Origin of the sequence: Sodalis sp. RH19 (genome assembly GCF_047324215.1) — a bacterium.
Lineage (GTDB): Bacteria > Pseudomonadota > Gammaproteobacteria > Enterobacterales > Enterobacteriaceae > Acerihabitans.
Genome location: NZ_CP178734.1, coordinates 524474 through 550950, shown reverse-complemented (window position 1 = coordinate 550950; position 26477 = coordinate 524474). Strand labels below are relative to the sequence as shown.

At 59.4% G+C, this 26477-nt stretch carries 23 protein-coding genes; 6 read left to right on the top strand and 17 right to left on the bottom strand.

Annotated features, from left to right (window positions below; genetic code table 11):
• Window positions 1-1031 precede the first annotated feature (1031 nt).
• Both yfcD and yfcE read right to left on the bottom strand, forming a co-directional pair.
• Complete coding sequence (gene yfcD, locus ACL2XF_RS02600) at window positions 1032-1604, bottom strand: NUDIX hydrolase YfcD (protein ID WP_410014198.1); 573 nt, start codon at window positions 1602-1604, stop codon at window positions 1032-1034.
• A gap of 91 nt (window positions 1605-1695) precedes the next feature.
• Window positions 1696-2250, bottom strand: a complete 555-nt coding sequence (yfcE, locus tag ACL2XF_RS02595; RefSeq protein ID WP_413727940.1) for a phosphodiesterase — start codon at window positions 2248-2250, stop codon at window positions 1696-1698.
• 155 nt (window positions 2251-2405) lie between these two features.
• Between yfcE and ACL2XF_RS02590 the strand changes: the two genes are divergently transcribed.
• Together ACL2XF_RS02590 and ACL2XF_RS02585 are read left to right on the top strand one after the other, a co-directional pair.
• Window positions 2406-3038 (top strand): glutathione binding-like protein, encoded by a 633-nt coding sequence (locus tag ACL2XF_RS02590; RefSeq protein ID WP_410014196.1) that lies wholly within the window; start codon window positions 2406-2408, stop codon window positions 3036-3038.
• A gap of 165 nt (window positions 3039-3203) precedes the next feature.
• Window positions 3204-4106, top strand: a complete 903-nt coding sequence (locus ACL2XF_RS02585; protein WP_410014195.1) for a TIGR01777 family oxidoreductase — start codon at window positions 3204-3206, stop codon at window positions 4104-4106.
• A 709-nt stretch (window positions 4107-4815) separates the two neighbouring features.
• Here ACL2XF_RS02585 and hisP read toward each other — a convergent pair.
• The 14 genes from hisP to pdxB form a co-directional block, all read right to left on the bottom strand.
• Entirely contained in the window at window positions 4816-5589 is a 774-nt protein-coding gene (gene hisP, locus ACL2XF_RS02580; RefSeq protein WP_410014194.1) for a histidine ABC transporter ATP-binding protein HisP, read from the bottom strand.
• A 24-nt stretch (window positions 5590-5613) separates the two neighbouring features.
• Window positions 5614-6321 (bottom strand): ABC transporter permease, encoded by a 708-nt coding sequence (locus tag ACL2XF_RS02575; RefSeq protein ID WP_410014193.1) that lies wholly within the window; start codon window positions 6319-6321, stop codon window positions 5614-5616.
• Complete coding sequence (locus tag ACL2XF_RS02570) at window positions 6318-7004, bottom strand: histidine ABC transporter permease HisQ (RefSeq protein WP_413723337.1); 687 nt, start codon at window positions 7002-7004, stop codon at window positions 6318-6320. Before ACL2XF_RS02570 ends, ACL2XF_RS02575 begins: the two co-directional genes overlap by 4 nt.
• A gap of 75 nt (window positions 7005-7079) precedes the next feature.
• Window positions 7080-7862 carry a lysine/arginine/ornithine ABC transporter substrate-binding protein ArgT gene (gene argT, locus ACL2XF_RS02565; protein ID WP_410014191.1) on the bottom strand — a complete coding sequence of 261 codons (783 nt, stop codon included), beginning with the start codon at window positions 7860-7862 and terminating at the stop codon, window positions 7080-7082.
• Window positions 7863-8219: 357 nt separating this feature from the next.
• The gene (locus ACL2XF_RS02560; RefSeq protein WP_413727939.1) at window positions 8220-8792 is read right to left on the bottom strand and encodes a UbiX family flavin prenyltransferase; all 573 of its coding nucleotides are present in this window, start codon (window positions 8790-8792) and stop codon (window positions 8220-8222) included.
• 132 nt (window positions 8793-8924) lie between these two features.
• Window positions 8925-10442 carry an amidophosphoribosyltransferase gene (gene purF / locus ACL2XF_RS02555; RefSeq protein ID WP_413727938.1) on the bottom strand — a complete coding sequence of 506 codons (1518 nt, stop codon included), beginning with the start codon at window positions 10440-10442 and terminating at the stop codon, window positions 8925-8927.
• A 21-nt stretch (window positions 10443-10463) separates the two neighbouring features.
• Window positions 10464-10964, bottom strand: coding sequence for a colicin V production protein (gene cvpA / locus ACL2XF_RS02550; RefSeq protein WP_413727937.1), 501 nt, complete (start codon window positions 10962-10964; stop codon window positions 10464-10466).
• A 642-nt stretch (window positions 10965-11606) separates the two neighbouring features.
• Complete coding sequence (gene dedD, locus ACL2XF_RS02545) at window positions 11607-12440, bottom strand: cell division protein DedD (protein ID WP_413723339.1); 834 nt, start codon at window positions 12438-12440, stop codon at window positions 11607-11609.
• Entirely contained in the window at window positions 12430-13698 is a 1269-nt protein-coding gene (gene folC, locus ACL2XF_RS02540) for a bifunctional tetrahydrofolate synthase/dihydrofolate synthase (protein WP_410014187.1), read from the bottom strand. Before folC ends, dedD begins: the two co-directional genes overlap by 11 nt.
• 11 nt (window positions 13699-13709) lie before the next feature.
• Window positions 13710-14630 carry an acetyl-CoA carboxylase, carboxyltransferase subunit beta gene (accD, locus tag ACL2XF_RS02535; RefSeq protein ID WP_410014186.1) on the bottom strand — a complete coding sequence of 307 codons (921 nt, stop codon included), beginning with the start codon at window positions 14628-14630 and terminating at the stop codon, window positions 13710-13712.
• A 232-nt stretch (window positions 14631-14862) separates the two neighbouring features.
• Entirely contained in the window at window positions 14863-15516 is a 654-nt protein-coding gene (locus tag ACL2XF_RS02530; RefSeq protein ID WP_410014185.1) for a DedA family protein, read from the bottom strand.
• A 40-nt stretch (window positions 15517-15556) separates the two neighbouring features.
• Window positions 15557-16378 (bottom strand): tRNA pseudouridine(38-40) synthase TruA, encoded by an 822-nt coding sequence (gene truA, locus ACL2XF_RS02525; RefSeq protein WP_410014184.1) that lies wholly within the window; start codon window positions 16376-16378, stop codon window positions 15557-15559.
• Entirely contained in the window at window positions 16378-17388 is a 1011-nt protein-coding gene (locus tag ACL2XF_RS02520) for an aspartate-semialdehyde dehydrogenase (protein WP_410014183.1), read from the bottom strand. Before ACL2XF_RS02520 ends, truA begins: the two co-directional genes overlap by 1 nt.
• Window positions 17389-17496: 108 nt before the next feature.
• Window positions 17497-18633 (bottom strand): 4-phosphoerythronate dehydrogenase PdxB, encoded by a 1137-nt coding sequence (gene pdxB / locus ACL2XF_RS02515; protein WP_410014182.1) that lies wholly within the window; start codon window positions 18631-18633, stop codon window positions 17497-17499.
• Between the two features lie 222 nt (window positions 18634-18855).
• On the opposite strand from pdxB, the gene ACL2XF_RS02510 reads away from it, so the two are divergent.
• Together ACL2XF_RS02510 and flk are read left to right on the top strand one after the other, a co-directional pair.
• The gene (locus ACL2XF_RS02510) at window positions 18856-19758 is read left to right on the top strand and encodes a DMT family transporter (RefSeq protein WP_410014181.1); all 903 of its coding nucleotides are present in this window, start codon (window positions 18856-18858) and stop codon (window positions 19756-19758) included.
• Window positions 19759-19888: 130 nt separating this feature from the next.
• The gene (flk, locus tag ACL2XF_RS02505) at window positions 19889-20923 is read left to right on the top strand and encodes a flagella biosynthesis regulator Flk (protein WP_410014180.1); all 1035 of its coding nucleotides are present in this window, start codon (window positions 19889-19891) and stop codon (window positions 20921-20923) included.
• A 134-nt stretch (window positions 20924-21057) separates the two neighbouring features.
• On the opposite strand, the gene fabB is transcribed toward flk, so the two are convergent.
• On the bottom strand, window positions 21058-22269 hold the full coding sequence (gene fabB / locus ACL2XF_RS02500) for a beta-ketoacyl-ACP synthase I (protein WP_413727936.1): 1212 nt from the start codon (window positions 22267-22269) through the stop codon (window positions 21058-21060).
• A gap of 155 nt (window positions 22270-22424) precedes the next feature.
• Between fabB and mnmC the strand changes: the two genes are divergently transcribed.
• The gene (gene mnmC, locus ACL2XF_RS02495) at window positions 22425-24443 is read left to right on the top strand and encodes a bifunctional tRNA (5-methylaminomethyl-2-thiouridine)(34)-methyltransferase MnmD/FAD-dependent 5-carboxymethylaminomethyl-2-thiouridine(34) oxidoreductase MnmC (protein WP_413727935.1); all 2019 of its coding nucleotides are present in this window, start codon (window positions 22425-22427) and stop codon (window positions 24441-24443) included.
• A 575-nt stretch (window positions 24444-25018) separates the two neighbouring features.
• Complete coding sequence (locus tag ACL2XF_RS02490; RefSeq protein ID WP_413728756.1) at window positions 25019-26452, top strand: glycoside-pentoside-hexuronide (GPH):cation symporter; 1434 nt, start codon at window positions 25019-25021, stop codon at window positions 26450-26452.
• Window positions 26453-26477 lie beyond the last annotated feature (25 nt).

The window sequence follows — 26477 nt, the reverse complement described above, 5'->3', positions numbered from 1 at the left end:
GGGGAGGTTTATGTTGCCGTGGCGGGGGTTTCGCTTGCCGTACGTTCGGCGGTTATATGGAATGCCGGGTGCCGGCAAGCGACAAAGAGGCCGTACCGCGACGGCCTCCTTGACCTCCGCGCGCCCGGCAGGTCGCGCGTCGCTGCGCGATGCCTTCCGTCGCCCATGCCCCCGTGATGCACCGGCCCGGTTAGCGCTCCCGGCGCCACCGGGCCTTTCGCCGCTCCCGGCGGCTCATGCCGGGGACACAGGCGCCGTCAGCGCGCTTTATGCCGGTCCACATGTCGCTGTTCGCACGGCATATTATGTAGCAATAGTGGCGCTGTTGTTTTGGATAAAGTCTGGCGTCGGAATGCGATTGACGGTTCTGGAATACAACGGGTACGGAATGCAGCTGGCACAGCGAAAAGTTGGACATGCAGTCATGCAGTCATGCAGTCATGCAATAAGACATTCATCATTCAGTTTTAAGTTTTAAGTTTTAAGTTTTAACAGTAATCATTAAGCCATCAGCCATCAAACTGTAAACTTTAGCGCAAAATGTATACTGATACCTTTCCCGGTAATCACATGCCGCGATGGACCCCAAAGCGCTGTTTTTCTCACAGGCGATGGTGTTGACGTGGTGCCGGCATCGAGTGCGCCGGCGGCGCGCAGCGCGGCTGGATGAGCCGCCGGGAGCGGCGAAAGCCCGGATTGCGCTTGGAGCGCATATCGGGCGGTCCAAAAGCCGGGATGCGGCGTTGCCGGGAACCGCGCAGCGGCGCACGATCTGCCGGACGCGCGGAGGTCAAGGAGGCCGTCGCGGTACGGCCTCTTTGTCGCTTGCCGGCACCCGGCATTCCATATAACCGCCGAACGCACGGCAAGCGAAACCTTCGCCACGGCAACATTAATCTCCCCGCACGGCAAGCAAAACCCCCGCCACGGCAACACAAATCGCCCCGCACGGCAAGCGAGACCCACGCCCGATTCAGCCGCCAAGACAGGTATTACCTTTAACATGCCCAGATTAGCCTTGAGGCAGGCAGTTACTCTTCTGCGGTTTTTTGCTCCGGGGCGGAGGGAGGTAAAGGCTTGCCGTGGCTTTGCTGGTTATTGCGGCTCATCCAAAGCGAAAGCGCCTTGAGGGAGTCCGGGGTGAATTCATCGCAGCGGGCGGTGATTTCCTCCGGGCGCAGCCATTTGACCGCCTCCACTTCTTCAGCCTGTAGGGCAAACGGACCGTGGGTGACGCAGCTGAACAGCGCGCCCCAGACCCGGCAATGGTCGTTTTCAAAGTAGAACAGCCCGTGCTCAGCAAACGGCACGCCGGCGATGCCCAGCTCTTCTTCTGCTTCCCGGCGGGCGGAATCAAGCATATTTTCACCGCTTTGCACCACGCCGCCGGCGGTGGCATCCAGATAACCCGGGTAAAAATCCTTGGTGGCGGTACGGCGCTGCACCAGGATATTGCCCATGCCGTCATGGACCACGATGTAGCTGGCGCGGTGCCTGAGACGTTCTGCGCGCATCTGCTGACGGCTGGCCTGGGCGATGACTTCATTCTCTTCGTTGACGATGTCAACCCATTCCACGCCAGCAGCCTGACTCTGTTCCACCATCTTTCGAATCCCTTGTTAACGAGACGCGGGAGAGCCGCGCACCTTAATTGTAATAAAATAAAAAAATTTGCACGAGTGGATCCGTCATAACTTAGTGGTTAATCGCCACTTGCGCAATAGTCTCGCTCGTTTCCAATGACACAACTCGTAATATTTCCTGTTCCAGGAGGCCGTAGCTGGCGGCGAAGCCGCCTTTGGGGAGACTGACCGAGCCGGGATTGAAATACAGGATATCCTCCCGCCGCTCCGCCTGCGGAATATGAGTATGGCCGTAGACCACCACGTCGCCACGCCGCAGCGGGGGATGGCTGGCGGGATTGAAAAGATGCCCGTGGGTGACGAACAGCCGGGTATGATTCTCCAGCAGGACCTGCTGCCAGGGCGCGGTAATAGGGAACGTTAACAGCATTTGATCCACCTCGCTGTCGCAGTTGCCGCGCACCGCGATGATACGATCGGCATAGCCGTTCAGGAGCTCCGCCACCGCCGCCGGCTGGTATTCCTCCGGCAGGGCGTTGCGCGGGCCGTGATAAAGCAAATCGCCCAGCAGCACCAGCCACTGGGCGCCGCTGGCGTCATAGGCCGCCAGCATACGGCGGGTAGCGGCAAGCGAGCCGTGTATATCGGCGGCAAACATCAGTTTCATGGCAGCATCCTCTGGTTGTTCATCATCTCTCAAGCTTAACAAACTTACCGGCGCCGGTAACGGCGCTATGATGCGGCGGCCGGAACGGGTGGTGATTTCAACGGGCATTTGTTCTAGAGTGTCATCACGCGGCTATACATTCACAAGGAGCTTCTATGATTGACCTCTATTACGCGCCCACGCCCAACGGCCATAAAATAACGATTTTCCTGGAAGAAACCGGCCTGCCTTATCAAATCCATCCGATCAATATCTCCGCCAACCAACAGTTCGCGCCGGAATTTCTCACCATCTCGCCCAACAATAAAATACCGGCGATCGTCGACCAGCAACCCGCCGACGGCGGCGCGCCGTTAAGCCTGTTTGAATCCGGGGCGATTTTGCTTTATCTGGCGGATAAAACCGGCCAGCTTATCAGCAAGGATTTCCGCGAGCGCCAGGCCACGCTGCAATGGCTGTTCTGGCAAATGGCGGGTTTTGGCCCCATGCTGGGCCAGAACCACCATTTCAGCCATTACGCGCCCAAGCCGGTGCCTTACGCCATCGAGCGCTACCAGCTTGAGACCGTGCGCCTGTACGGCGTTTTAAACCGGCAACTGGCCCGCCATGCCTATATGGCCGGCGACAACATCAGCATTGCCGATATCGCCACCTATCCCTGGGTCGTTTCCCACGAGCGTCAGCATATCGATTTAGCGGATTTCCCGGCGGTACGGCGCTGGTTCGACAGCATTCGCTCCCGCCCCGCGGTCGAGCGCGCCTATCAGATACCCGCGCAAAAAGCCTAGCCCACGCGCCGCGCCGTCCAGCCGGCGGCGCGGTTTATTTTACCGGTTTAATTGTCAATTTATTGTCAGTTCAGGGGTTTTGTTCACTCATTTTCCCGCAAAAATGGCCTATGCTTGTAACCAAGCTGTTAATTGACGTGCGCATTGCGGGAAGCGAGGGCAAATATGAAAATTTTGATCACCGGCGGAACCGGGCTTATTGGACGGCACCTGATCGCCAGGCTGCTGACATTGTCGCACCAGATCACGGTACTGACCCGCGATCCCCAGCGTGCCCAGCAAAAACTGGGTACCCACGTGACCACCCTGACCACGCTGGCCTCATGTCCCCACCTGGATGCGTTTGACGCGGTATTCAATCTGGCGGGCGAGCCTATTGCCGATAAGCGCTGGACCGAGGAACAAAAAGATCGTCTTTGCCGCAGCCGCTGGGACGTGACCGAACGCCTGAGCCAGCTGATACGCCAGGGGGACGATCCGCCCCGCGTATTTATTTCCGGATCGGCGACGGGTTTTTACGGCAACCAGGATCAGATCCTGGTCACCGAGGACGAACCGCCGGTCGCCGAATTCACCCACACCTTATGTCAGCGCTGGGAAGAGCTGGCGCTGAGCGCGCAAAGTCCGCGCACGCGCGTCTGCCTGTCGCGCACCGGCGTGGTGCTGGCGGCGGACGGCGGCATACTGGGCAAACTGCTGCCGCTGTTTAAACTGGGGCTGGGCGGACCTATCGGCAACGGTCGCCAGTTCCTGTCCTGGATCCATATCGACGACATGGTGGATGCGCTGATCTTCCTGCTGAACACCGACGGGTTAAGCGGCCCGTTCAACCTGGTGGCGCCCTACCCGGTGCATAATGAACAATTCGCCGCCACCCTGGGCGAGGCGCTGCACCGCCCGGCCTTAATGCGCGCTCCGGCGGCGGCGGTAAAGCTGATGATGGGCGAAGGCGCCACGCTGATGCTGGGCGGCCAGCGGGCGGTCCCCAAACGCCTGGAAGCGGCCGGATTTACCTTTCGCTACATGGAGCTCAGGGACGCGCTGGCCGATATCGTTAAAGACGAATAAATCCCGAGCACCCCATGGCACGGTATGCCCGCCAACATCGATCTCAAAGCAGACGTGTTCAAGGGAGAGCGTGCCTATGGGGTCAATCGGGCGTGGTGTTCCCGCCCGACCGAGGCCCCATGGCATGGTAGGCCCGCCAACACTTATCTCAAAGCAGACGTGTTCAAGGGAGAGCGTGCCTTTGGGGTCGAATCGGGCGTGGTGTTCCCGCCCGACCGAGGCCCCATGGCATGGTAGGCCCGCCAACACTTATCTCAAAGCAGTCGTGTTCAAGGGAGAGCGTGCCTATGGGGTCGAATCGGGCATGATTTTACCGCCCGACCGAGGCCCCGTGGCATGGTAGGCCCGCCAACACTTATCTCAAAGCAGACGTGTTCAAGGGAGAGCGTGCCTATGGGGTCGAATCGGGCGTGGTGTTCCCGCCCGACCGAGGCCCCATGGCATGGTAGGCCCGCCAACACTTATCTCAAAGCAGACGTGTTCAAGGGAGAGCGTGCCTATGGGGTCGAATCGGGCGTGGTTTTCCCGCCCGACCGAGGCCCCATGGCAGGGTAGGCCCGCCAACACTTATCTCAAAGCAGTCGTGTTCAAGGGAGAGCGTGCCTATGGGGTCGAATCGGGCGTGGTTTTCCCGCCCGACCGAGGCCCCATGGCAGGGTAGGCCCGCCAACACCGCTCTCAAAGCAGTCGTGTTCAAGGAAGAGCGCGCCTATTTGAGAGCGCCGGACAAGAATTGCTGCAACCGGGCGCTCTTCGGGCTCCCGAACACATCGGCCGGTGTCCCCTCTTCCTCGATAACCCCCTGGTGCAAAAATATAACGTGATTGGACACATGCCGGGCAAACTCCATCTCATGGGTCACCACCACCATGGTTTTACCCTCTTCCGCCAGCTTCTGCATAATACGCAGCACCTCGCCCACCAGCTCGGGGTCCAGCGCGGAGGTCGGTTCATCAAACAACAGCACATCCGGTTCCATCGCCAACGCGCGCGCAATGGACACCCGCTGCTGCTGGCCGCCGGACAGATTGATTGGATATTTCGCCTGGGCGCGCGCGTCAATGCCCACCTTATCCAGATACAGCACCGCCCGCTCGCGCGCCTCGCTCTTACTTAATCCCAACACCTGCACCGGCGCTTCCATCACGTTTTCCAGCACCGTCATATGGCTCCACAAATTAAAATGCTGGAATACCATGGTCAGCCGGGTCCGCAGCAGCTGCAGCTGTTTTTTATCGAACACTTTCAACTGCCCGTCCCGATCCCGCACCATATGGATATCGATATTATTGACGCTTATCGACCCCTCGCTCGGTTTTTCCAGGAAGTTGATACAGCGTAAAAATGTACTTTTACCCGACCCCGAGGAGCCGATAATGCTGATAACATCCCCCGCGCGCGCCTCCAGCGAAACCCCTTTCAGGACTTCCTGATCGCCGTAGCGCTTGTGCAGCTCCTTAATCAACAGTTTGGTATCTTGCATAGTCATATCCTGCGCGTAATGGGATTATTGCGGCTTAACGTGGCGCAGCCAGCGTTTTTCCGCCCGGCGAAACAGCCCTATCAGCACAAAAGAGATCATCAGGTAAATCACCGCCGCGATACCGAAGGCGTAAAAAGGCTGGTAGGTCGCCGCGTTGATGTCGCGCGCAATCTTCAGCACGTCGGGAACCGTGGCGGTAAAGGCCAGGGCGGTGGAGTGCAGCATCAGGATCACCTCGTTACTGTAGGCCGGGATGGCGGTACGCAGCGCGGAGGGCAGGATGATGCAACGGTACAACTTAAACCAGGTGAACCCATAGGCCCGCGCCGCCTCGATTTCGCCGTGCGGCACCGCGCGAATGGCGCCCGCGAAGATTTCAGTGGTATAGGCGCAGGTATTCAGCGTCAGCGCCAGTATGGTGCAATTCAGGCCGCTGCGAAAAAAAGCGTTAAGCATATCCGTGCCGCGCACAATCTCCAGACTGTACATGCCGGAATAAAATACCAGCAGTTGCACATACAGCGGCGTACCGCGAAAGATATAGGTAAACAGCCAGACCGGGAAACGCACCCAGGGACGCGGCGACACGCGCGCCACCGCCATAAAAACCGCCAGCACCCCGCCGATAACCACGGAAGAAATCAGCAGCCACAGTGTTACCGCCAGTCCGGTAAAACGATAACCGTCGCTCCATAACAAAGCCGGACCATATTGCCGCAGGATCTCAATCATAACTCGGCCTTCTTAACGCCCATGGAATAACGCCGGGTCAGCCATAACAGCACCCCGTTGGACAAGGTGGTGAAAATCAGGTAGACCACCCCCGCCACGATGGCGAAATAAAAGGGTTGATAAGTACCCTTGCCGGCCAGCTGCGTGGCCTTGACCACATCGTTAAGGCCCAGCAGCGAGACCAGCGCCGTGGCCTTGAGAATAACCTGCCAGTTGTTGCCGATACCGGGCAGCGCGAAACGCATCATGGCCGGAAACATGATGCGGCGGAAAATCTGCGCGCCGGAAAAACCAAAGGCGGTGGCCGCTTCTATCTGGCCGCGCGGCACTGCCATAAACGCGCCGCGAAAGGTTTCGGTAAAATAGGCGCCGTAGATAAAACCGAGGGTAATGATGCCGGCCGCCATGGGGTCGATATCAATCTGGTCCATGCCGATGGCTTCGGTCAGGCTGTTCAGGGCGATTTGCAGGCCGTAGAAAATCAGCAGCATCAGCACCAGATCGGGTACGCCGCGAATGAGCGTGGTATAGCCGTCAAAAATGCCTGCCAGGGTACGGCTGCGGGAAAGTTTTGCGCCGGCGCCGATCAGGCCGATGATTACCGAGAGCACCACCGACGTAAGCGCCAGCTCAAGGGTAACCAGGGCACCGTTAATGATGAGTTGCGAATAACCATAAAGCATCGATCATATCCTGTCCTGGCGGAGGATAACAACTATTCGCCCGCGCAAGGCGCGGGCAAACACAAAATGACAGGATTAACCGCCGTACACGTCAAAATCAAAATACTGCTTGGCAAATTTATCGTAGGTGCCGTCTTTGCGCATCTCGGCAAAGGCTTTGTTCAGCGCGGCCTTCAGATCGGTTTCATCTTTACGCAGGCCCATGCCGGTGCCGACGCCGAAGAATTTATCGTCTTTAACCGCCGGACCGGCGAAGACATAGCCTTTACCGGCAGGCTGTTTCAGGAAACCTTCGCTGGCGGCCACTTCATCCTGGAACGCGGCGTCGACACGGCCGGCGGCCAGATCGGCATAGATCAGATCCTGGTTGGCATAGGCGACGACGTCAATGCCCTTCGGCGCCCAGTTGGCGTTGGCATAGGCTTCCTGGGTGGAGCCTTGCAGCACGCCGACGCGTTTACCCTTCAGGGCATCCAGGGTCGGGGTAATGGTGGTGCCGGCCTTGGCGATCAGGCGGGCATTGGCGGCATACAGCTTATCGGTAAAGTCGATTTCCTGTTCGCGTTTTTCAGTGATGGAAAGCGAGGAGATGATGGCGTCGATTTTTTTCGCTTTCAGCGAGGGGATCAGGGCGTCGAAATCACTTTCCACAAAGGTGCATTTAGCCTGGATACGTTTGCAAAGCTCTTTGGCGAGGTCAATATCAAAACCAACCAGTTCGCCGCTGGCATTTTTCGATTCGAACGGCGCATAGGTGGGATCGGTGCCGATTTTAATATTTTTGGGCACGGCGGCATACGCGCTGCCGGCAGCGGCCAGAGCAAATACCAGAGGAAGGACTTTAACCAGCTTATTCATACATTACCCTCGGAATAATTTTAATTAGGCACACACCGTGATGTTTTCAGCGGAATGAGTTGCACTTTTCGTGCCATTTCAGCGCGAGTGGCCAATAGCCCGACCACCTGCGCACAAAACCGGCTGACCTGCTTATTTACTACCCGGGCCGGGGCGAACCCGCGCCGTTTCCAGCCTGAGGGCATAGCGTCAGGGCGGGTGCCGCGGGGCGGCTGCACCATAAAAAAACACAGCCTGATCACTATTGGTGCAATGTTATCAGAACGCGCCATCAGGTTGCGTCGCTATGCTGGAAACAACCTATAAAAATGCCGGCGGCTTCACATCCCGCGAATAAATCCGGCAGGATTTTCACCGTCAGTTAGCGCCCTGCCAGCGCTGGAACAGGTCCTGCGGCAGCGCGATATCGAATTGGTCCAGCACCCGGTTGACGGTCTGGTCGACCACGTCGTGCAGGGTGACGGGACGGTGATAAAACGCCGGCACCGGCGGCATGATGACGGCGCCCATTTCCGCGGCGGCGGTCATCAGCCGCAGATGGCCCACGTGCAGCGGCGTTTCGCGCACGCCCAGCACCAGGGTGCGCCGCTCTTTTAACACCACGTCGGCCGCACGCGTGAGCAGGCTGTCGCTGTAGCTGTTGACGATGGCCGACAGGGTTTTCATTGAACAGGGCAGAATCACCATGCCGGCGGTGTGGAAGGAGCCGGAGCTGATATTGGCGGCAATGTCGCGGCAATCGTGGAACTCATCCGCCAGGGCCTGCAAATCGCGCACGCTGTAATCGGTTTCAAGGGCCAGCGTCTGGCGCGCGGCGTTGCTCAGCACCAGATGGGTTTCAATGCCGTCCAGCGCCTTGAGCACCTGCAGCAGCCTGATGCCATAAATGGCGCCGCTGGCGCCGGTAATGCCGACGATCAGTCGTTTCATGTCAGTTCTCCCTGTCGCGGACGCCGGATGGATCGGCGCCGCCCATAATAAAAACACCCGGCGCGTGTTACCGCCCGGGTGCATATATCGTCTACCGGTTAACCGCCGGGGGATCGGTGCGGGTTGCGCCCCTCACCCTTCGTTATACATCTCCAGGTTTTCGACTTCGTTTTGGCGCTGGACGGCTTTGACGTCGTCGTTGCGTAACGATTCAAGATAGTCGAGATAACGCTGGTCGACATCCTTGGTGACGTAAATACCGTTAAATACCGAGGATTCAAATTGTACCACATCCGGGTTATCTTCCCGCACCGCCGCCTCGAGGTCGCCGAGGTCCTGGAAGATCAGCGCGTCCGCGCCAATCAGCGCGCGGATTTCGTCCACTTCGCGGCCGTGGGCAATCAGTTCGGTGGCGCTTGGCATATCAATGCCGTAGACATTGGGGAAACGGATTTCCGGCGCCGCGGAGGCCAGGTAGACATTACGCGCCCCGGCTTCGCGCGCCATTTCCACGATCTGTTCGGACGTGGTGCCGCGCACGATGGAGTCGTCCACCAGCAGTACGTTTTTATCGCGGAACTCGGCGCGGTTGGCGTTGAGTTTGCGGCGTACCGATTGGCGGCGCACCTGCTGGCCGGGCATGATAAAGGTACGGCCCACGTAGCGGTTTTTTACAAAACCCTGGCGGTAAGGCAGGTTGAGGATGCGGGCGATTTCGAGCGCGATATCGCAGGATGTTTCCGGGATGGGGATCACCACGTCGATATCCAGGTCTTCCCATTCACGGGCGATTTTTTCGCCCAGTTTTTGCCCCATGCGCACGCGGGCGCTGTAGACCGAAATTTTATCGATAAAGGAATCCGGGCGGGCAAAATAGACATATTCGAACAGGCACGGATGGCTTTGGGGGTTTTCGGCGCACTGGCGGGTGAACAGTTGGCCCGCTTCAGTGATATACACCGCCTCGCCCGGCGCCACGTCGCGCAGGAACTCAAAGTCCAGCGTATCAAGCGCCACGCTTTCGGAAGCCACCATGTATTCGTTGCGTCCGTCGGCGAGGGTGCGCTTGCCGATAACCAGGGGGCGGATGCCGTTCGGATCGCGAAACGCAATCAGGCCATGGCCGATAATCATGCCGACCACGGCATAGGCGCCGCGGATCTGCTGGTGGGTGGCCGCAACCGCCGCGAAGATATCATCGGCTTCCAGCGGGTAGTCCGGGAAGCGGTCCAGTTCGCTGGCCAGGATATTCAGCAAGATTTCCGAATCGGACGTGGTATTGATATGCCGGCGTCCTTTTTCGAATAATTTTTTGCGTAATTCGTGGGCGTTGGTCAGGTTGCCGTTATGCGCCAGGGTGATGCCGAACGGGGAATTGACATAGAAGGGTTGCGCCTCGGAGGCGCTGGAACTGCCGGCGGTGGGGTAACGTACATGGCCGATGCCCATGGTCCCCTGCAAACGCTGCATGTGGCGTGCTTCAAATACATCCTTCACCAGGCCATTGGCTTTGCGCAGGCGAAAGCAATCCAATGCATCAATGGTGACGATGCCTGCGGCATCCTGCCCACGGTGCTGGAGCACCGTTAACGCGTCATAAATCGACTGGTTGACCGGCATAAATCCGGCGATACCGACAATACCGCACATAATGTCATTTCCTCATCAGCGTTACCAAAGCGTGAGATGCTTGGGTAAGAAACTCGACGTGCTTTGCAGATAGTCGAAGAACCATCTGATAATACCGCTGAATTGCGGTATAAGCTGGGACTGCTGCCAGTCCGCGCTCTGGGAGAAGCCGGTGAAGGTATCCAGGAAGAATAGCATGGCCGATACGACCAGTATGCCCCTGAGTGCGCCGAAACAGACGCCCAACACGCGGTCGGTGCCGGATAAACCGGTCCGCTCCACCAGAGAGCCAATCACGTAGTTGACGATTGCCCCGACGATCAGGGTAGCCACGAACAGCAAGGCAATCGCGATACCGTTACGAACCAGCTGATCTTCAAAGCGGGTAAAATAGATAGCAAGATAAACATAATAGTGGCTGGCCACAAAAAACGCACATGCCCATGTCACTAATGATAATGCTTCACGTATAAACCCGCGAATCAGACTTATCAGAGCAGAAAATACGATGATGCCAATAATGACGTAATCAACCCAGATCATGCATGCATCCCTTGGTCATCCGCCCCGAAGCTGGTTCGCGGCGAATTCTATCAGAAAACGAAAACGTTTGCGCAGCGGAATTCCTGCCCAAAGTTAAATAAATAACGGCGATTAAAAAAAGCCAATCGCCGCAGGAAGATAGGCCGGCGACGGCACGCTCTCCCTTTAACACGCCTTGTGCAAGGACGGTGCTAGCGGGCCTACCGCGCCATGGGGCGCTCGGTCGGGCGGGAACACCACGCCCGATTCGACCCCATTGGCACGCTCTCCCTTTAACACGCCCTGTGCAAGGACGGTGCTAGCGGGCCTGCCGCGCCATGGGGCGCTCGGTCGGGCGGGAACACCACGCCCGATTCGACCCCATTGGCACGCTCTTCCTTTAACACGCCTTGTGCAAGGACGGTGCTAGCGGGCCTACCGCGCCATGGGGCGCTCGGTCGGGCGGGAACACCACGCCCGATTCGACCCCATTGGCACGCTCTTCCTTTAACACGCCTTGTGCAAGGACGGTGCTAGCGGGCCTGCCGCGCCATGGGGCGCTCGGTCGGGCGGGAACACCACGCCCGATTCGACCCCATTGGCACGCTCTCCCTTTAACGCGCCCTGTGCAAGGACGGTGCGAGCGGGCCTGCCGCATATCTATTACCGGGGCTGGTAAGCCCGCAGCTGGCCGCTCAGGCCGCTGAGCTGGTTCATTTCAGGCAGCGAGCTTTGCAGCTTTTGCTTCGATGCGTCCGGCCCGACGAAAATGCGTGTAATCTGCCCCGCCACCGGCGTCGACGGCACGGTATAGACCCGGTAACCGGACAAGCGCAGCTTGCCGACAATTTCCGTTACCTTGGTCGCGTTTTTCAGCGCCCCGAGCTGCACTACCCAGGCTTGTCCCTGTGGCGCCTGTTCCGGGGTTTCCTTTTCCACCGGCTTAGGCGCGGCGACCGGTTTGGCTTCAGGGGCCGCGTCCGTGCGCGGCGCAACGGGTTTGGCCTCGGCGATTTCCGTGCGGGCCTCGGGTTTCGCGGCCGGCTTGGCCGGTTCCATGCGCGGCGCGGGCGCGGCGACGGGTTTGGCTTGCTCAGGTCGCGCGGTGGGTTTGACCGGCTCCTGGCGGGCGGCGGCGGTGGGTTTGGCCGGTGCGGCCTTTACCGTCTCGCGCGGCGGGGCCTTGGGCGCTGCCTTCACCGGCGGCGACGCTGGCTGCGGGGCGTCCGGCGTGTCGGAGTCGTCCGCATCCGGCGCCTGGCTGGCCTGCTCTACCGCCGCCCCCGCGCCTTCCGGCGGCTGGCTGGGCAGGGCCTGGTTGGCCTGCGGCGAGGCATCCGCCTCGTCGCTGTCGCCGGGTTTAGGCACCAGGGGAATAGCGGCAAACTCGTCCTGGTAGTGCTTTTTTTTGCCATCCAGCAGCCCGGGCAGGACAATAACCCCCAAGGCGACGATGATGATGGTTCCCACCAAGCGGTTTTGAAACTTACTCGCCACGTTCTTTCTCCGGGTCTGTTATCGCAACGATCGGCGCCACGGTATGAAATGAACCAAACACCAGCACGCAGTCATCGGCGTCGGCATCCTGCAACGCCTGTCGCCAGGCCGAGGCCACATCGTCAAATTGCCGGGCATGATCGAGATGGGCCGCCAGCTGCGCCGCGGTGGCGCCGCGCGCGTCAATCAGGGTGGCGCAATACCATTCAGCCACCTGCCCGCGCAGGCAGCCCAGGGTGCCGGCAATATCCTTGTCGGCCAGCATGCCCACCACGGCGCGCACTTTCCCCCGGATTTTCAGGGTTGCCAGCCGTTGCGCCAGATACCCGGCGGCGTGTGGATTATGCGCCACATCCAGGATGCGCAGCGGCCGTTGGCCGACGACCTGGAAACGGCCCGGCAGGGACGCCTCGGCGAGTCCCCGGCGGATGGCCTGGTCGGAGACCGGCAGGGGAAAACGCCGGAGCGCCGCAAGGGCGGTGGCGGCATTTTCCAGCGGAATCAGCGGCAGCGGCAATCCGGTCAGCGCCGACTGCTGGTCGCGCCAGTCCCAGGTATCGCCGTCCCGGCTGAAGCGCCAGTCGCGATCGCGGCAGTACAGCAGCGCGCCCACGGCGAGCGCCGTGCTGTCGATTGAGGCGGGTCGATCCGGTTCGCCGACCACAGCCGGGCGGCCCGCCCGCAGGATACCGGCTTTTTCCCGGCCGATACTCTCGCGATCCGGCCCCAGCAGTTCGGTATGATCAAGGGCGATGCTGGTGATCACCGCCACATCGGCATCAACGATATTGGTGGCATCCAGCCGCCCGCCCAGGCCGACCTCGAGCACCGCCACGTCCAGCCGTGCCTGCTTGAACAGCCAAAAGGCCGCCAGGGTGCCGAACTCGAAATAACTTAGGGAAGTGGCGCCGCGCCCCGCTTCAACCGCCGCCATGGCCGCGCTGTGCTGCGCCTCGGGCAGTTCCCGCCCCTGGATGCGCACCCGTTCGGTATAATGCAGCAGATGGGGAGAGCTGTAGACGCCGACCTTGAATCCCGCGGCCAGCAATACCGCCTCGATCAGCCGGCAGGTGGTGCCTTTGCCATTGGTGCCCGCGACGGTAATAACCCGGGGGGCGGGACGCAGCAGGGCCATATCGGCGGCGACCAGGCCTACCCGATCCAGGCCGAGGTCGATGGTCTTGGCGTGCAGGCGTTCAAGATAATGCAGCCACGCCGCCAGCGGCGAGGTGGCTTGTGGAGCAACAAGGTTTTCCATAGGCCCCGTCCTCAGACTTCGTCCGGACGCTCTTCGTGGATCGTCTCAGGCCTCGCCTCATGGGAATGTTCCGCTTCCGGCTGCGGCCTGCCGGTCATTTTGGCCAGCAGTCCCGCCAGTTTAAGGCGCATCTCCGGCCGGCGGATAATCATATCAATGGCGCCTTTCTCCAGCAGGAATTCGCTGCGCTGGAACCCGGCCGGCAGTTTTTCCCGTACCGTTTGTTCAATGACGCGCGGCCCGGCAAAACCTATCAGCGCCTTGGGTTCGGCGATATTCAAATCGCCGAGCATGGCGAGACTTGCGGATACGCCGCCCATGGTCGGATCGGTAAGCACCGAAATATAAGGCAAACGGCGCGCGCGCAGCTTCGCCAGCGCGGCGCTGGTTTTCGCCATCTGCATCAGCGATATCAGCGCTTCCTGCATACGGGCGCCGCCGCTGGCGGAAAAGCAGACCAGCGGGCATTCGTCTTCCAGCGCCTGCTCGACGGCACGGACAAAACGCGCCCCGACCACCGACGACATAGAGCCGCCGATAAAGGCGAATTCAAAAGACGCCGCGACCACCGGCATAGCGTATAGGGTGCCTTTCATTACCACCAGCGCGTCTTTTTCATCGGTGGCCTTTTGCGCCGCCGCCAGGCGATCTTTGTATTTTTTCGAGTCCTTGAACTTCAGGATATCCCGGGGTTCCAGCTCGCTGCCCAACTCCACCTCGCTGCCTTTATCCAAAAAGGCATGCAGGCGGGCGCGGGCGGTCATGCGCATATGATGATCGCATTTGGGGCAGACCTCGAGGTTGCGCTCAAGCTCGGCACGGTAGAGTACCTGCCCGCAGCTATCACACTTGGTCCATACGCCTTCGGGGATATTCGCCCTGCGCGCCGGGGTGATAGTGCTCTTGTTAAGTATTCGTTCAATCCAGCTCATCGATAACCTTTCTGTTTGAACCTGGCAAGCGCCAGTCCGCTATTCATACCTTGGCCGCGGCGCGGCAGGACGTCCGTCGTTGTCTTGCCGCCGCCTTATTCAACGCGCCTGGACGGCGCGATGAAGAGCCTTTGAAAATGTCGCCCATTAAACCATAACCGCCAACGAGTTGGGATAGAAAACTCTGCCCGTCGCTCACAAATCATCCATGGCGCGGACAAATCCCGCGCGTTTATCTGCGGGCGGCGGCGCGCCTGTGGCGCCATACCTCAATCACCCCGGGCAGGATAGACAGCAGAATGATGGCGACAATCAATAATTTCAAGTTTTCCTGCACCACCGGCAGATCGCCGAACAGGTAACCGGCATAGGTAAACAGGACTACCCATATGACGCCGCCGGTAATATTGAACAGGGCGAAATGGCGATAGGACATATGTCCCATGCCGGCGACGAAGGGCGCGAACGTCCTGACAATCGGCACAAACCGGGCCAGGATAATGGTTTTACCACCGTGACGCGCGTAGAACTGGTGGGTCTTGTCCAGGTAGCTGCGGCGGAAAATCCTGGAATGGGGATTACTGAACAGTTTTTCACCGAACAGCCGCCCGATGGTGTAGTTGACCGCATCGCCCAATATCGCGGCGGCGGCCATCAGCAGCGCCATCAGATGCACATCCAGGCTGTTGCTCGGCAAAGCCGCCAGCGCGCCCGCGACAAACAGCAGCGAATCGCCGGGCAGGAAGGGCGTCACCACCAGACCGGTTTCACAAAACAGAATGAGAAACAGGATGGCGTAGACCCAGATGCCGTACTGCGCCACCAATTCCGCCAGATGGACGTCAATATGCAGAATAAAATCAATAATAAATCTTATAAATTCCATGTTCAGAATTCCGGAAGCGCAAATGATATGTTCAGTACCGTCAATCCAGCAGGAATAACGGTCCCATGGGAGGATACGGCAAATCGAACTGGCCAGGGTAGTCCACCGCCACCAGATAAAGCCCTTCCGCCCTGGCAGTAGCGGCGGCCAGGGCGCGATCCCGTGCTTCCAGTAATTCGTTCATCCACTCCAGCGGACGGTTGCCGCAGCCTATTTCCATCAGGCTGCCCACGATATTACGCACCATATGATGCAGGAAAGCGTTGGCCTTGATATCCACCACGATATAAGCGCCGTGGCGCGTGACCTGCAGATGTTTTAGATTGCGCCAGGGCGTGCGCGACTGGCACTGCAGGGCGCGGAACGATGTAAAATCATGTTCGCCCAGCAGACATTGCCCCGCCCGCTCCATGATATCCGCATCCAGCTGATGGTAATAATGCGTCACGCCCCGGGATAAAATTGCCGGGCGATAAGGATGATTATAGATAATATAGCGGTAACGACGCGCCGTGGCGCTAAAACGCGCGTGAAATTCGCCCGCGACGGCGCGGACCCAGCGCACCGCCACGTCCGGCGGCAGGTTGGCGTTAACGCCCAGGGTCCAGGCGGAGTCTTCGCGCCGCGCGCCGGTGTCGAAATGCACCACCTGGCCGGTGGCGTGCACTCCCGCGTCGGTACGCCCGGCGCACTGCACCGCGATCGGCTCGTTGGCGACTTTGGATAAGGCCTGCTCCAGGCAAGACTGGACGCTGACGACTTCCGACTGGCGCTGCCAGCCGTAGAAACGGCTGCCGTCATATTCAATGCCCAGCGCTATCCTGGACGTTGCCGGCTGACCGGCGAATACTTCCCGGGACATTAATAAAAGTACTCCGCCACCAGCAGCTCCGCGGTCAGCAACGCCATCAGCGCGCCGCCGAAGCGGACATTATCCGCCACCGACCAGAATTGCAGCAGATCCGGCATGCCGTAATCGTTGCGCAGGCAGCCGATGCTAAGGTGCGCCTGTCCCGAGGCATCCTCCACCTGGGTGGGATACTCCCCTTCCTCGCTGACATTGATGCTTTCGCCCGCCGTTAACGCGTCGCGCGCTTCCTCAGGGCCCATCGGCCGCTGGGTTTCCAGATGCACCATCTGGGCGTGGCCGTAAAATACCGGGGCCTGGACGCTGCTGACCGCAATCGGCAATCCCTCGTCCTGCAGAACCTTGCGCACTTCATCCACCAGGCGCCGCTCAACCTGGACGCTGCCCAGTTCGTCCGCCACCAGAGGCAACATATTAAACGCCAACTGGCGGCTGAAGAAGCCCGGCTCGGTGGGCAGGCCGTTCAGCAGCCTGGCGCTTTGGCCCGCCAACGCGTCCACCGCCGCCTTGCCCTGGCCGGAAGCGGAGAGCAGGTTGACGACATGCAGCCGGGCGATGCCGGCCAGGTCGGTAAGCGGCCTCACCGCCAGCAGCAGCTGGCTGGTCAGGCTGTCGGCGACCGCCACCAGGTTGCGGTTGCGATAATCCGCCAGCACCGCGTCATTGACGCCGGGCACCACCAGCGGCACGTCCGGCTCCAGTGCGAACAGGCCGCTGGAATCGATAACCACGCAGCCCGCGGCGGCGGCGGGTTCAGCATAAAGCGCGCTGGCGCCGCTGCCCGCCACGAAAAAAGCCAGTTGCGCCTGAGTCCAGTCAAACTGCGCGGCGTCGGCGACCAGGATACTTTTGCCGTCGTAACGCAGGGTTTCACCGGCGCTGCGCTCGCTGGCCAGTAAAAACAGTTCACCTACCGGGAACTGCCGCTCTTGCAGCAATTCCAGCAGCGCCGTACCGACCGCGCCTGTTGCGCCCAAAAGGGCGATATTCCAGCCGTCAGACATAACAACTCTCCAAAGCAATGCATCATCGGGGCGGGGAGGCAGAGCCTGCCCGCGCAATAAGGTTATACCAGCCATACTTCACGTTAGGGTATAGGTACGGTCGGGTGTCTAGCGGGCGCCGGCCAGCAGGGCGTTAAAACCGAGTTCGCGCAGCGTCGCCGCCGCCGCGGCGTCATCGCTTTCAACACACAGCGACGACCATTCGCGTCGGTCATGGTACTGCCTGCGCAGCCGGTCGAATTCTCCCGGCATGGCCGCCACCCGGCGCAGGGACGCATCATCGCGGCGCACATCATACACCAGATGGACCAACTGGCGGAGCATCGCCTCGTCAAGGCCGCCGTGCAACCGTACCCGCTCTACCGACGGCCGGGGCAACAGCTCGCCGAGCGGCGCCCGCAGCGGCGTGCCGAGAAAAGCGCTGTATGCCTCGAAAACCTGGGTGGTGCCGCGCGCCTTGCCTTCGAGCGTATAGCCGGCAATATGCGGCGTGCCGATATCGACACGAGACAGCAGCGATGGCGACAGCGCCGGCTCCGGTTCCCAGACATCAAGCACGGCGCGCATTTTTTTCCCGTGCTCCAGGGCGGCCAGCAGCGCGGCGTTATCCACCACCGCGCCGCGGCAGGCATTGATTAAAATACGGCCGTCGGGCAGCGCCGCCAGCAGTTCCGCATCCACCTGATGCCAGGTGCGATAAGGCCCGGACATGTTCAAGGGGGTATGGAACGTCAGCACGTCCGCCTCGCGCACCAGGGTTGCCAGCGGATGGAAATCCCCGTCATCGCCCCGATCGGCGCGCGGAGGATCGCACAACAGGGTGCGGATGCCCAGCGCCTTAAGGCGGCGATCGAGCCGCCCACCCACGTTGCCTGCGCCGATAATGCCGACGGTTTTATCACGCAGGGAAAAGCCGTCGCGCTCCGCCAGCATCAGCAGGGAGGAAAAAACATACTCCACCACCGCGACGGCATTACAACCCGGCGCGGCGGAAAAAGCGATGCCGGCCTGCTCCAGCCAGGCTTCATCCACATGATCGGTGCCCGCGGTCGCCGTGCCGACGAATTTCACGCCGCTGCCGGCCAGGAGCCCGGCGTTAACCTGAGTGACCGAGCGCACCATCAGCGCATCGGCGCCCGCAAGCGCTGCGGCCGACAGCTGGCGTCCGGCAACCGGCACGACCTCGCCCAACCGGCTGAACAATTCGTGGGCATAGGGCATGTTTTCATCGACCAGTATTTTCACATCCGACTCCGGAAGCCAGCGGCCTGCGTGTTAAAAAGGGGGAATATTTTGCCACCGAACGGGGAAAAATCCCAATGCTATCGCGCACGGGATTGGCACAACATATTAATACCGTATTATTATTGCCCGCTTATGTTTAGGATGCCCTAAGAAAAACCCTTTTATCCGCCAGGCTACTCTGAGAACCGTATCATGGCGGATTGACGTTAAAAGGACCGTCGCATGACTATTTTTTATCCCCTGCTGGCCGTGCTGATCTGGTCGGTCAACGCCATCGTCAGCAAAATGTCCGCCAGCGCCATCGACCCGGCGGCGATTTCCTTTTACCGTTGGCTGGTGGCCCTGGTGATACTGACGCCCTTTGTCCTGCCCGGCGTGCTGCGCAACCGCCGCGTCGTGCGCGCCCAGGGCTGGCGCCTGCTGGTGCTTGGCCTGCTGGGCATGGTGTTGTACCAAAGCCTGGCTTATTATGCCGCGCACAGCGTGAGCGCACTGTTTATGGGGATACTGAATTCGCTGATTCCGCTGCTGACGGTGCTATTGAGTATCCTGCTGCTGCGCGCCGTGCCGACGCTGGGCGTCTTGCTGGGCACCCTGCTCTCGTTCGGCGGCCTGGTCTGGCTGGTCAGCGCGGGGCATCCGCGGGTGCTGCTGAGCCACGGCATGGGCGGCGGCGAGCTGATGATGATAGGCGCATCCGCGTCCTATGCCCTGTACGGGGTACTGACCCGGCGCTGGACGATACCGCTGCCCAATTGGCAATCGCTTTATATCCAGGTGGCGTTCGGCGTGCTGCTCCTGCTGCCGGGGTTCCTGCTGGCGCCGGACGTTGGCCTGACCGCGCGCAATATTCCGCTGGTGATCTTTGCCGGTATCGCCGCGTCCCTGATCGCGCCTTACCTGTGGATCCAGGGGGTAATGCGGCTGGGTGCCAATACCGCGTCGATATTTATGAACCTGGCGCCGCTGTTTACCGCCGCCATCGCGGTACTTTTTTTACATGAGCGACTGCACAGCTATCACGTCGTCGGCGGTGGGATTACACTGTTGGGAGTTATATTGGCACAACGGCTGCGCATTCCCCTGATACGCAGGCCAGGTAAAGAGCAGAAAATGCCTTCCTGACGCGTGCCGCTACCGCAAGCCACGGCGGCTTGTTATCATTCGCCGCATTGTTGATCTGAGCGCACGATGCCATAACGCAGTTGCTATGGCCGGGCTGGACGACAGCGCCCTATGCTAAAGGATGAGTCATATGCAACCTGTAAGTGGCCCCGGTACACCTTTACAGGGCGATCCGCCCCATGGCGCCGCGGGCAGCGCACCTTTAGGGCCGGAGAGTGAAAAGCCGCTGACCACGGCGCAACGCACCGCCCTGGAACGTCTGATTATCAAGATCATGGCGTTAAGCAACAGCAAGGCCCCGGAGATCTGGGCCGCATTGCGCCATCAATTGAATATCGCCAACGACGGCGAGCTGACGGCGGGCCATTTCCAGCCCGCCGAACAGCTGCTGCAAACCAGGCTGGGCCAGGCACAGCAAACCCACGCCGGGCGCCAGCTTATGCAACAGCTCACCGAACTGCTGCCCCAGGGTAACAACCGCCAGGCGGTCAGTGATTTTATTCGCCGGGAATATGGTCATACCGTGCTAAGCCAGCTTGGCCCCGAGCAGTTGCTGCAGGTGGTGGCGTTACTGCAAAACGGCCAGCTGAATATCCCGCAGCCACAGCAGTCCGCCATTACCGATCGCACGCTGTTGCCGGCCGAACATCATGCCCTGAACCAGCAGATTACCCGCCTGGCGGCGGTCACCGGCGAATCCCCGGCGGAAATCTGGCAAAGCGTGATGACCATGATGGGCCTGAAAGCGGGCGATCCTATCCCGGCGCGCCATTTCCAGCTGCTGATGCAATTTCTGCAGGGACATATGACGCTGTCGCAGCAGGCCTCCCCTACCCTGGCATCGGTGCAGGCCACCCTGAAACAGCCGACCAATAGCGATGAACAGCAGGCAATAGAAGCGTACTGCCAACAGCATTTCAACGCGCTGCCCCAGAGCGTGCTGACGCCGGCGCAGGTGGGCGCGGTAATGCAGTTCCTGTTTATCTATCGCCTTACCCGCACGCAAAGCCAGCATCAAACCCCCGACCCCCGTCTGCTGCAGCCGGCCATGAGCCCGCTTATCGCCACCGAACCGATGACGCCGGCGGCAAAAACCATCCGCTCGCGCTGGATCATGGCGATTGCCGTGGCCGGAGTCCTGTTGCTGATCTGGATCCTGATCTGAGCTGATTGGCCGACAAAAAAACCATCCTGCATGCGGACACGCCGGCAGGATGGTTTTTTAATTACGGTCAGGGAGAGGATATTCCCGCATGCCCGATAGACGTTGCCTAACGCACGCCCAAGGGCATCGGCCCGTTAGAGATACTTGCGCATGACCAGGGTGGCGTTGGTGCCGCCGAACCCGAAACTGTTGGTCATTACCGTGGTCAGCCGCCGCTCGGTGGGTGCGGTGATGACATTCATGCCTTCGGCCTGCGGATCGAGCTCATCGATATTAATGCTCGGCGCGATGAAGTTATGCTCCAGCATCAGCAGGGTATAGATGGTTTCATGCACCCCCGCCGCGCCCAGGGAGTGGCCGGTCATGGCTTTGGTGGAGGAAAACGCCGGCTGCTGGCTGCCGAAGGTTTCACGGATGGCCCACAGTTCCTTGACATCGCCCACCGGCGTGGAGGTGCCGTGTACGTTGAGGTAATCGATCGGGGTATCGACGTCTTTCAGCGCCATCTGCATGCAGCGGATAGCCCCTTCCCCGGAAGGCGCCACCATGTCGGCGCCGTCGGAGTTGGCGCCGTACCCGATAATTTCGCCATAGATATGCGCGCCGCGCGCCAGCGCGTGTTCCAATTCTTCCACCACGACGATACCGCCGCCGCCGGCGATGACAAAACCGTCGCGGTTGACGTCATAGGTACGGGACGCCCTGGCCGGGGTCTCGTTATAGCGGGTAGACAGCGCGCCCATGGCGTCGAATTCGCAGGCCATTTCCCAGCACAATTCCTCGCCGCCGCCGGCAAACACCACGTCCTGCTTGCCCAGTTGGATCATTTCCACCGCGTTGCCGATACAGTGCGCGGAGGTGGAGCAGGCGGAGCTGATGGAATAGTTGACGCCACGGATTTTAAACGGCGTCGCCAGGCAGGCGGACACGCCGGAAGCCATGGCCTTGGTGACCATATAGGGGCCGACGCCGCGCAGGCCGCGCGCGCGCATGCCGTCGGAACCGGCAACCTGGTTGCGCGGCGAGCCGCCGCCGGAACCGACGATGAGGCCGGTGCGATCGTTGGAAACCTGCTCGGGGCTTAGCCCGGAATCCTGGATAGCCTGCTCCATGGAAAGGTAGGCATAAATGGAGGCATCACTCATGAAGCGCGCAATTTTACGATCGATCAGCCCGTTAGTATCAAGTTTAATATCCCCCCACACATGGCTGCGCATACCGGAATCTTTCAATTCCTGGGAAAAAGTGATTCCGGAGCGGCCTTGTTGCAGAGATGCCAGGACTTCTTTCTGGTCATTACCAATACTCGATAAGATCCCCAGGCCGGTAATCACTGCACGTTTCATTTAATACCTCTTGTATTTATATATAAGATTCTGTGACGCACTTTAGCGTACAGTTGTACGCTGAACAAGTCCGATCAGACGAAGTTTGCAAAATTTGCGCCGCAAAGCACACCTCGTTAAAATCTCAACATTTCTTGACAAAAGAGTCTTACGCCGTGAATCGCGCGCCTATCTGCAACGCCATCCTTAATTGGAATGAAGACGGTACACCTGTATCCCGACAGTTTGATGACATCTACTTTTCCAGCCAGGATGGACTGGAAGAAACCCGCTATGTTTTTTTAGCCGGCAACGGACTGCCGGAGCGGTTTGCACAACATACGCGGGCATCGTTGGTGGTGGCGGAAAACGGCTTCGGCACCGGACTTAACTTTCTGGCGCTGTGGCAGGCCTTTGACCAGTTCAGACGGCGGCGGCCCGACGCGCCGCTGCGACGCCTGCACTTTATCAGCTTCGAGCAGTTCCCCCTGAAAATCGAGGATATGGCGCAGGCCCATGCGCGCTGGCCGGAGCTGGCCGGCTATGCCGCCGGGCTGCGCAGCCTTTGGCCGTTGCCGACGCCCGGTTGCCACCGGCTGATCCTGGCGGACGGCGCCGTCACGGTGGATTTATGGTATGGCGAGATCAACGCGTTGCTGCCGCTTCTGGACGACAGCCTGTCCGGCCGGGTGGATGCCTGGTTCCTGGACGGCTTCGCCCCGGCGAAAAACGCCGGCATGTGGAGCGAAGCCTTGTTTCACGCCATGGTGCGATTCGCCGCGCCGCAGGGGACCTTCGCCACCTTTACCGCCGCGGGATTTGTGCGGCGCGGCCTGCGCCAGGCGGGATTTACCGTCCTTAAGCCGCCGGGTTTCGGCCGCAAGCGGGAAATGCTGGCCGGCAGCCTGGCCGCGCCGCTGGCGACAGCGCCGCGCGCGCCCTGGTACGTCCGGCGCCCCGCGCGCGACCCGCTTGAGGTGGCGATTATCGGCGGGGGAATTGCCGGCGCCCTGGCGGCGGAGGCCCTGCAGCGCCGCGGGTCGCGGGTGACTCTTTATTGCGCCGATAGCGGCCCGGCCCAGGGGGCGTCAGGCAATCGCCAGGGCGCCTTATATCCACTGCTGAATAATGAGGATGACGAGCTGGCGCAGTTTTTTGCTATCGCTTTTCCTTTCGCGCACCACTATTACCAGGAGTGCGCACGCCAGGGGGTCATCTTTGAGCACCAGTGGTGCGGCGTCACGCAACTGGCCTATGACGACCGATCCCGGCGCAAGCTGCGGCAAATCCTGGCCACGGACTGGCCCGCGCAGCTCATCAGCGCGGTGGCCTGCGAAGACATGCCCGCGCTGACCGGGCTTGCCACCGGCAGCGGCGGGGTCACCTATCCGCTGGGAGGCTGGCTCAACCCCGCCCAATTCACCGCCGGCATCATCGCGCGCGCGCAGTCCCGCGGCATGGCGGTGCACTACGGCCATGAGGTGCGGGGATTAAACGCCGGCGCGGACGATTGGTTGCTGGATTTCGGCGCGGGGCGCCAGGCCCGCCATGCCACGGTGGTGCTGGCCGCCGGGCACCGCATGCTGCAATGGCCTATTACCGCCCGGCTGCCGTTGACCAGCGTGCGCGGGCAGGTCAGCTATGTTGCCGACCAGCCGGCGCTGCGGACCTTGAAGCAGGTGCTGTGTTATGACGGTTACCTGACGCCCGCAAGCCCCGGCTTTCGCTCCCACTGTCTGGGCGCCAGCGCCCGGCGCGACGACGAGGACGTGACTTACCGCCCCGATGAGCAGCGGGCCAACCGCGACCGGTTAATCGCCTGCCTGCCCGGGCAATCCTGGGCACAGTGCGTTGATGTCAGCGCCGGCGAGGCACGCGCCAGCATACGCAGCAGCGCCAGGGATCATCTGCCCATGCTCGGCGGCGTGCCGGATTTTGCCGCCACCCAACGCGCGTATGGCGATCTGCCCGGACGCCTGCTGGCCGGCGAGGCGGTGGCGGACGCGCCGGTGTATGCCAATCTGTTTATGCTGGGCGGCCTGGGGTCGCGCGGTTTATGCACCGCCCCCTTGGCGGCGGAGATCCTGGCCGGCCAGATATTCGGCGAGCCACTGCCGCTAAGCCTGGCGCAGTCGGCGGCATTAAGTCCCAATCGTTTTTGGCTGCGTAAAGTGTTAAAGGGGCGTGAAATATAAATCCACTTCGGTAAAAGAAGATATTATATTCACCCGGTTAAATGAATACTGATATTTCTCTGGGTGAATGATATTTACCAAAATAGAAATTATCCTGCGGATGAATCCATGATTAAAACCCCACCCAAAACTCATACCCATTCTGCCGGGGACCGGTTTTACGCCGGGCGCAGGCGGTTAAAATGGCGACTGTTGTTATACCTATTACACCTCTGAGAAATGAATGCTTTTACAATTGGTATGATATCTTGTGCGTAATCCTCCTTTATAGTGTGATCAATATCACATTTAAGCGTCCATAGAATGTTGATTCTACCCGTGGGATGATTTTTCTCCAAAAGTTAAAGGACCAATAACTATAACCGCAAGAATAATCATAACGTATTGATTTTTAATATTTTATTTTATTAATTTTCATAAAATCGCACCTACCTGGATGCATGCGATTTGTGATAATAATCTCATTTAACAAAAATCATAATGCTCATACATAAATTTACAATAGTTGCAGTTGTTAATAATCCATAAAATGGCGGCGCTAAAAAGATGATTTTTCATTTAACTGGAGATGAATGATGATAAGAATAAAAAAACTCACGGTTTGGCAAAAAATGGGTTTTGGCATGGGAGATGCCGCATGTGGCATCGTTTATTCGTCGGTAACCATGTTTCTGACTTATTTTTACACGGATATATATGGTATATCAGCGGCCGCGGTCGGCATTATGTTCCTGGTAACCCGTATTTTAGATGCAGTATCGGATCCGCTGACAGGCTTATTAGCGGATCGGGTACGCACCCGATGGGGACATTTCCGGCCCTGGCTGGTATGGTTTGCCGTTCCATATGCCGTTATTGCGGTGCTCACTTTTACCACGCCCGAACTCACCGGCACCGGCAAACTAGTCTATGCCTATATTACCTATACGCTGTTAATGCTGTTCTATACCTTTATCAATATTCCTTATTGCTCTCTCGGCGGGGTCATCACTTCGGATGAAAAAGATCGCCTTTCCGCCCAATCCTATCGTTTTACCATTTCATCGGCGGCGGGTTTGGTGGTTTCCATCGGCACATTATGGCTGGTGGACTGGTTCGGCAAAGGAAATAAACAACTGGGCTATCAATGTACGATGGCGGTCATGGGTGTCCTCGCGGTCATTATGCTGTTTATCTGTTTTTTTACTACCCAGGAACAAATCAACCCGCAGGCACGCGGCAATGAAACCGTATTAAGCGATCTAAAAAATCTGCTATCCAACGATCAGTGGCGCATCGTGGCCATCATCACGTTCTTTTCCAGCATGGCCGGCGTCATGCGCAGCGCCGCCACGCTCTATTACGCCACTTACCTAATGCTTGATCCGCAGCATTCCGACCTGACAGGCACGGCGATGAAAACGGCGTTTATTACCACCAGCGTCGTAGGCACCATTCTCGGCGCAATGGCAGCCGGCTTTTTCGCTAAACGCTTTAATGCGGTCAGCATGTTTAAAAACATTAATTTACTGTTGGTTCTCACCGGCGTGATTATGTTCTTTATGCCGCCGAAATGGCTAAGCGTCGTGTTCCCGCTTTATTTCCTGATTGGCTTTTTCCATCAAATGTATCAGCCCTTTAAATGGAATATGATGGCCAATGCCGCGGATTACGGTGAATGGAAAACCGGCCGGCGCATAACCGCCCTTTCTTTCTCCGGCAATTTGTTCGCGCTGAAACTGGGCATGGCGGTGGCGGGCGCGCTGGTGGGATTTTCCCTGGGTTGGTTTGGCTACCAGGCCGGATCGACGACACAAAGCGCTCTGGCCACCACCGGCATCATCGGTTTGCTGACCGTCGGCCCCAGCCTGTCTTACCTGGTCTTATATTGGCTGACCCGTTTCTATAAGCTCGATGATAAAACCATGGCAAATATCCAGGCGGACCTGGCGCAGCGCCAGCTGATACCGCAGGCCGCGGCCGGCGATATCATTATTACCGGTGACGAGCCGCTGGCGAATCGCCTTTAATGGGCGGTACTGCGTCGCGGCGACA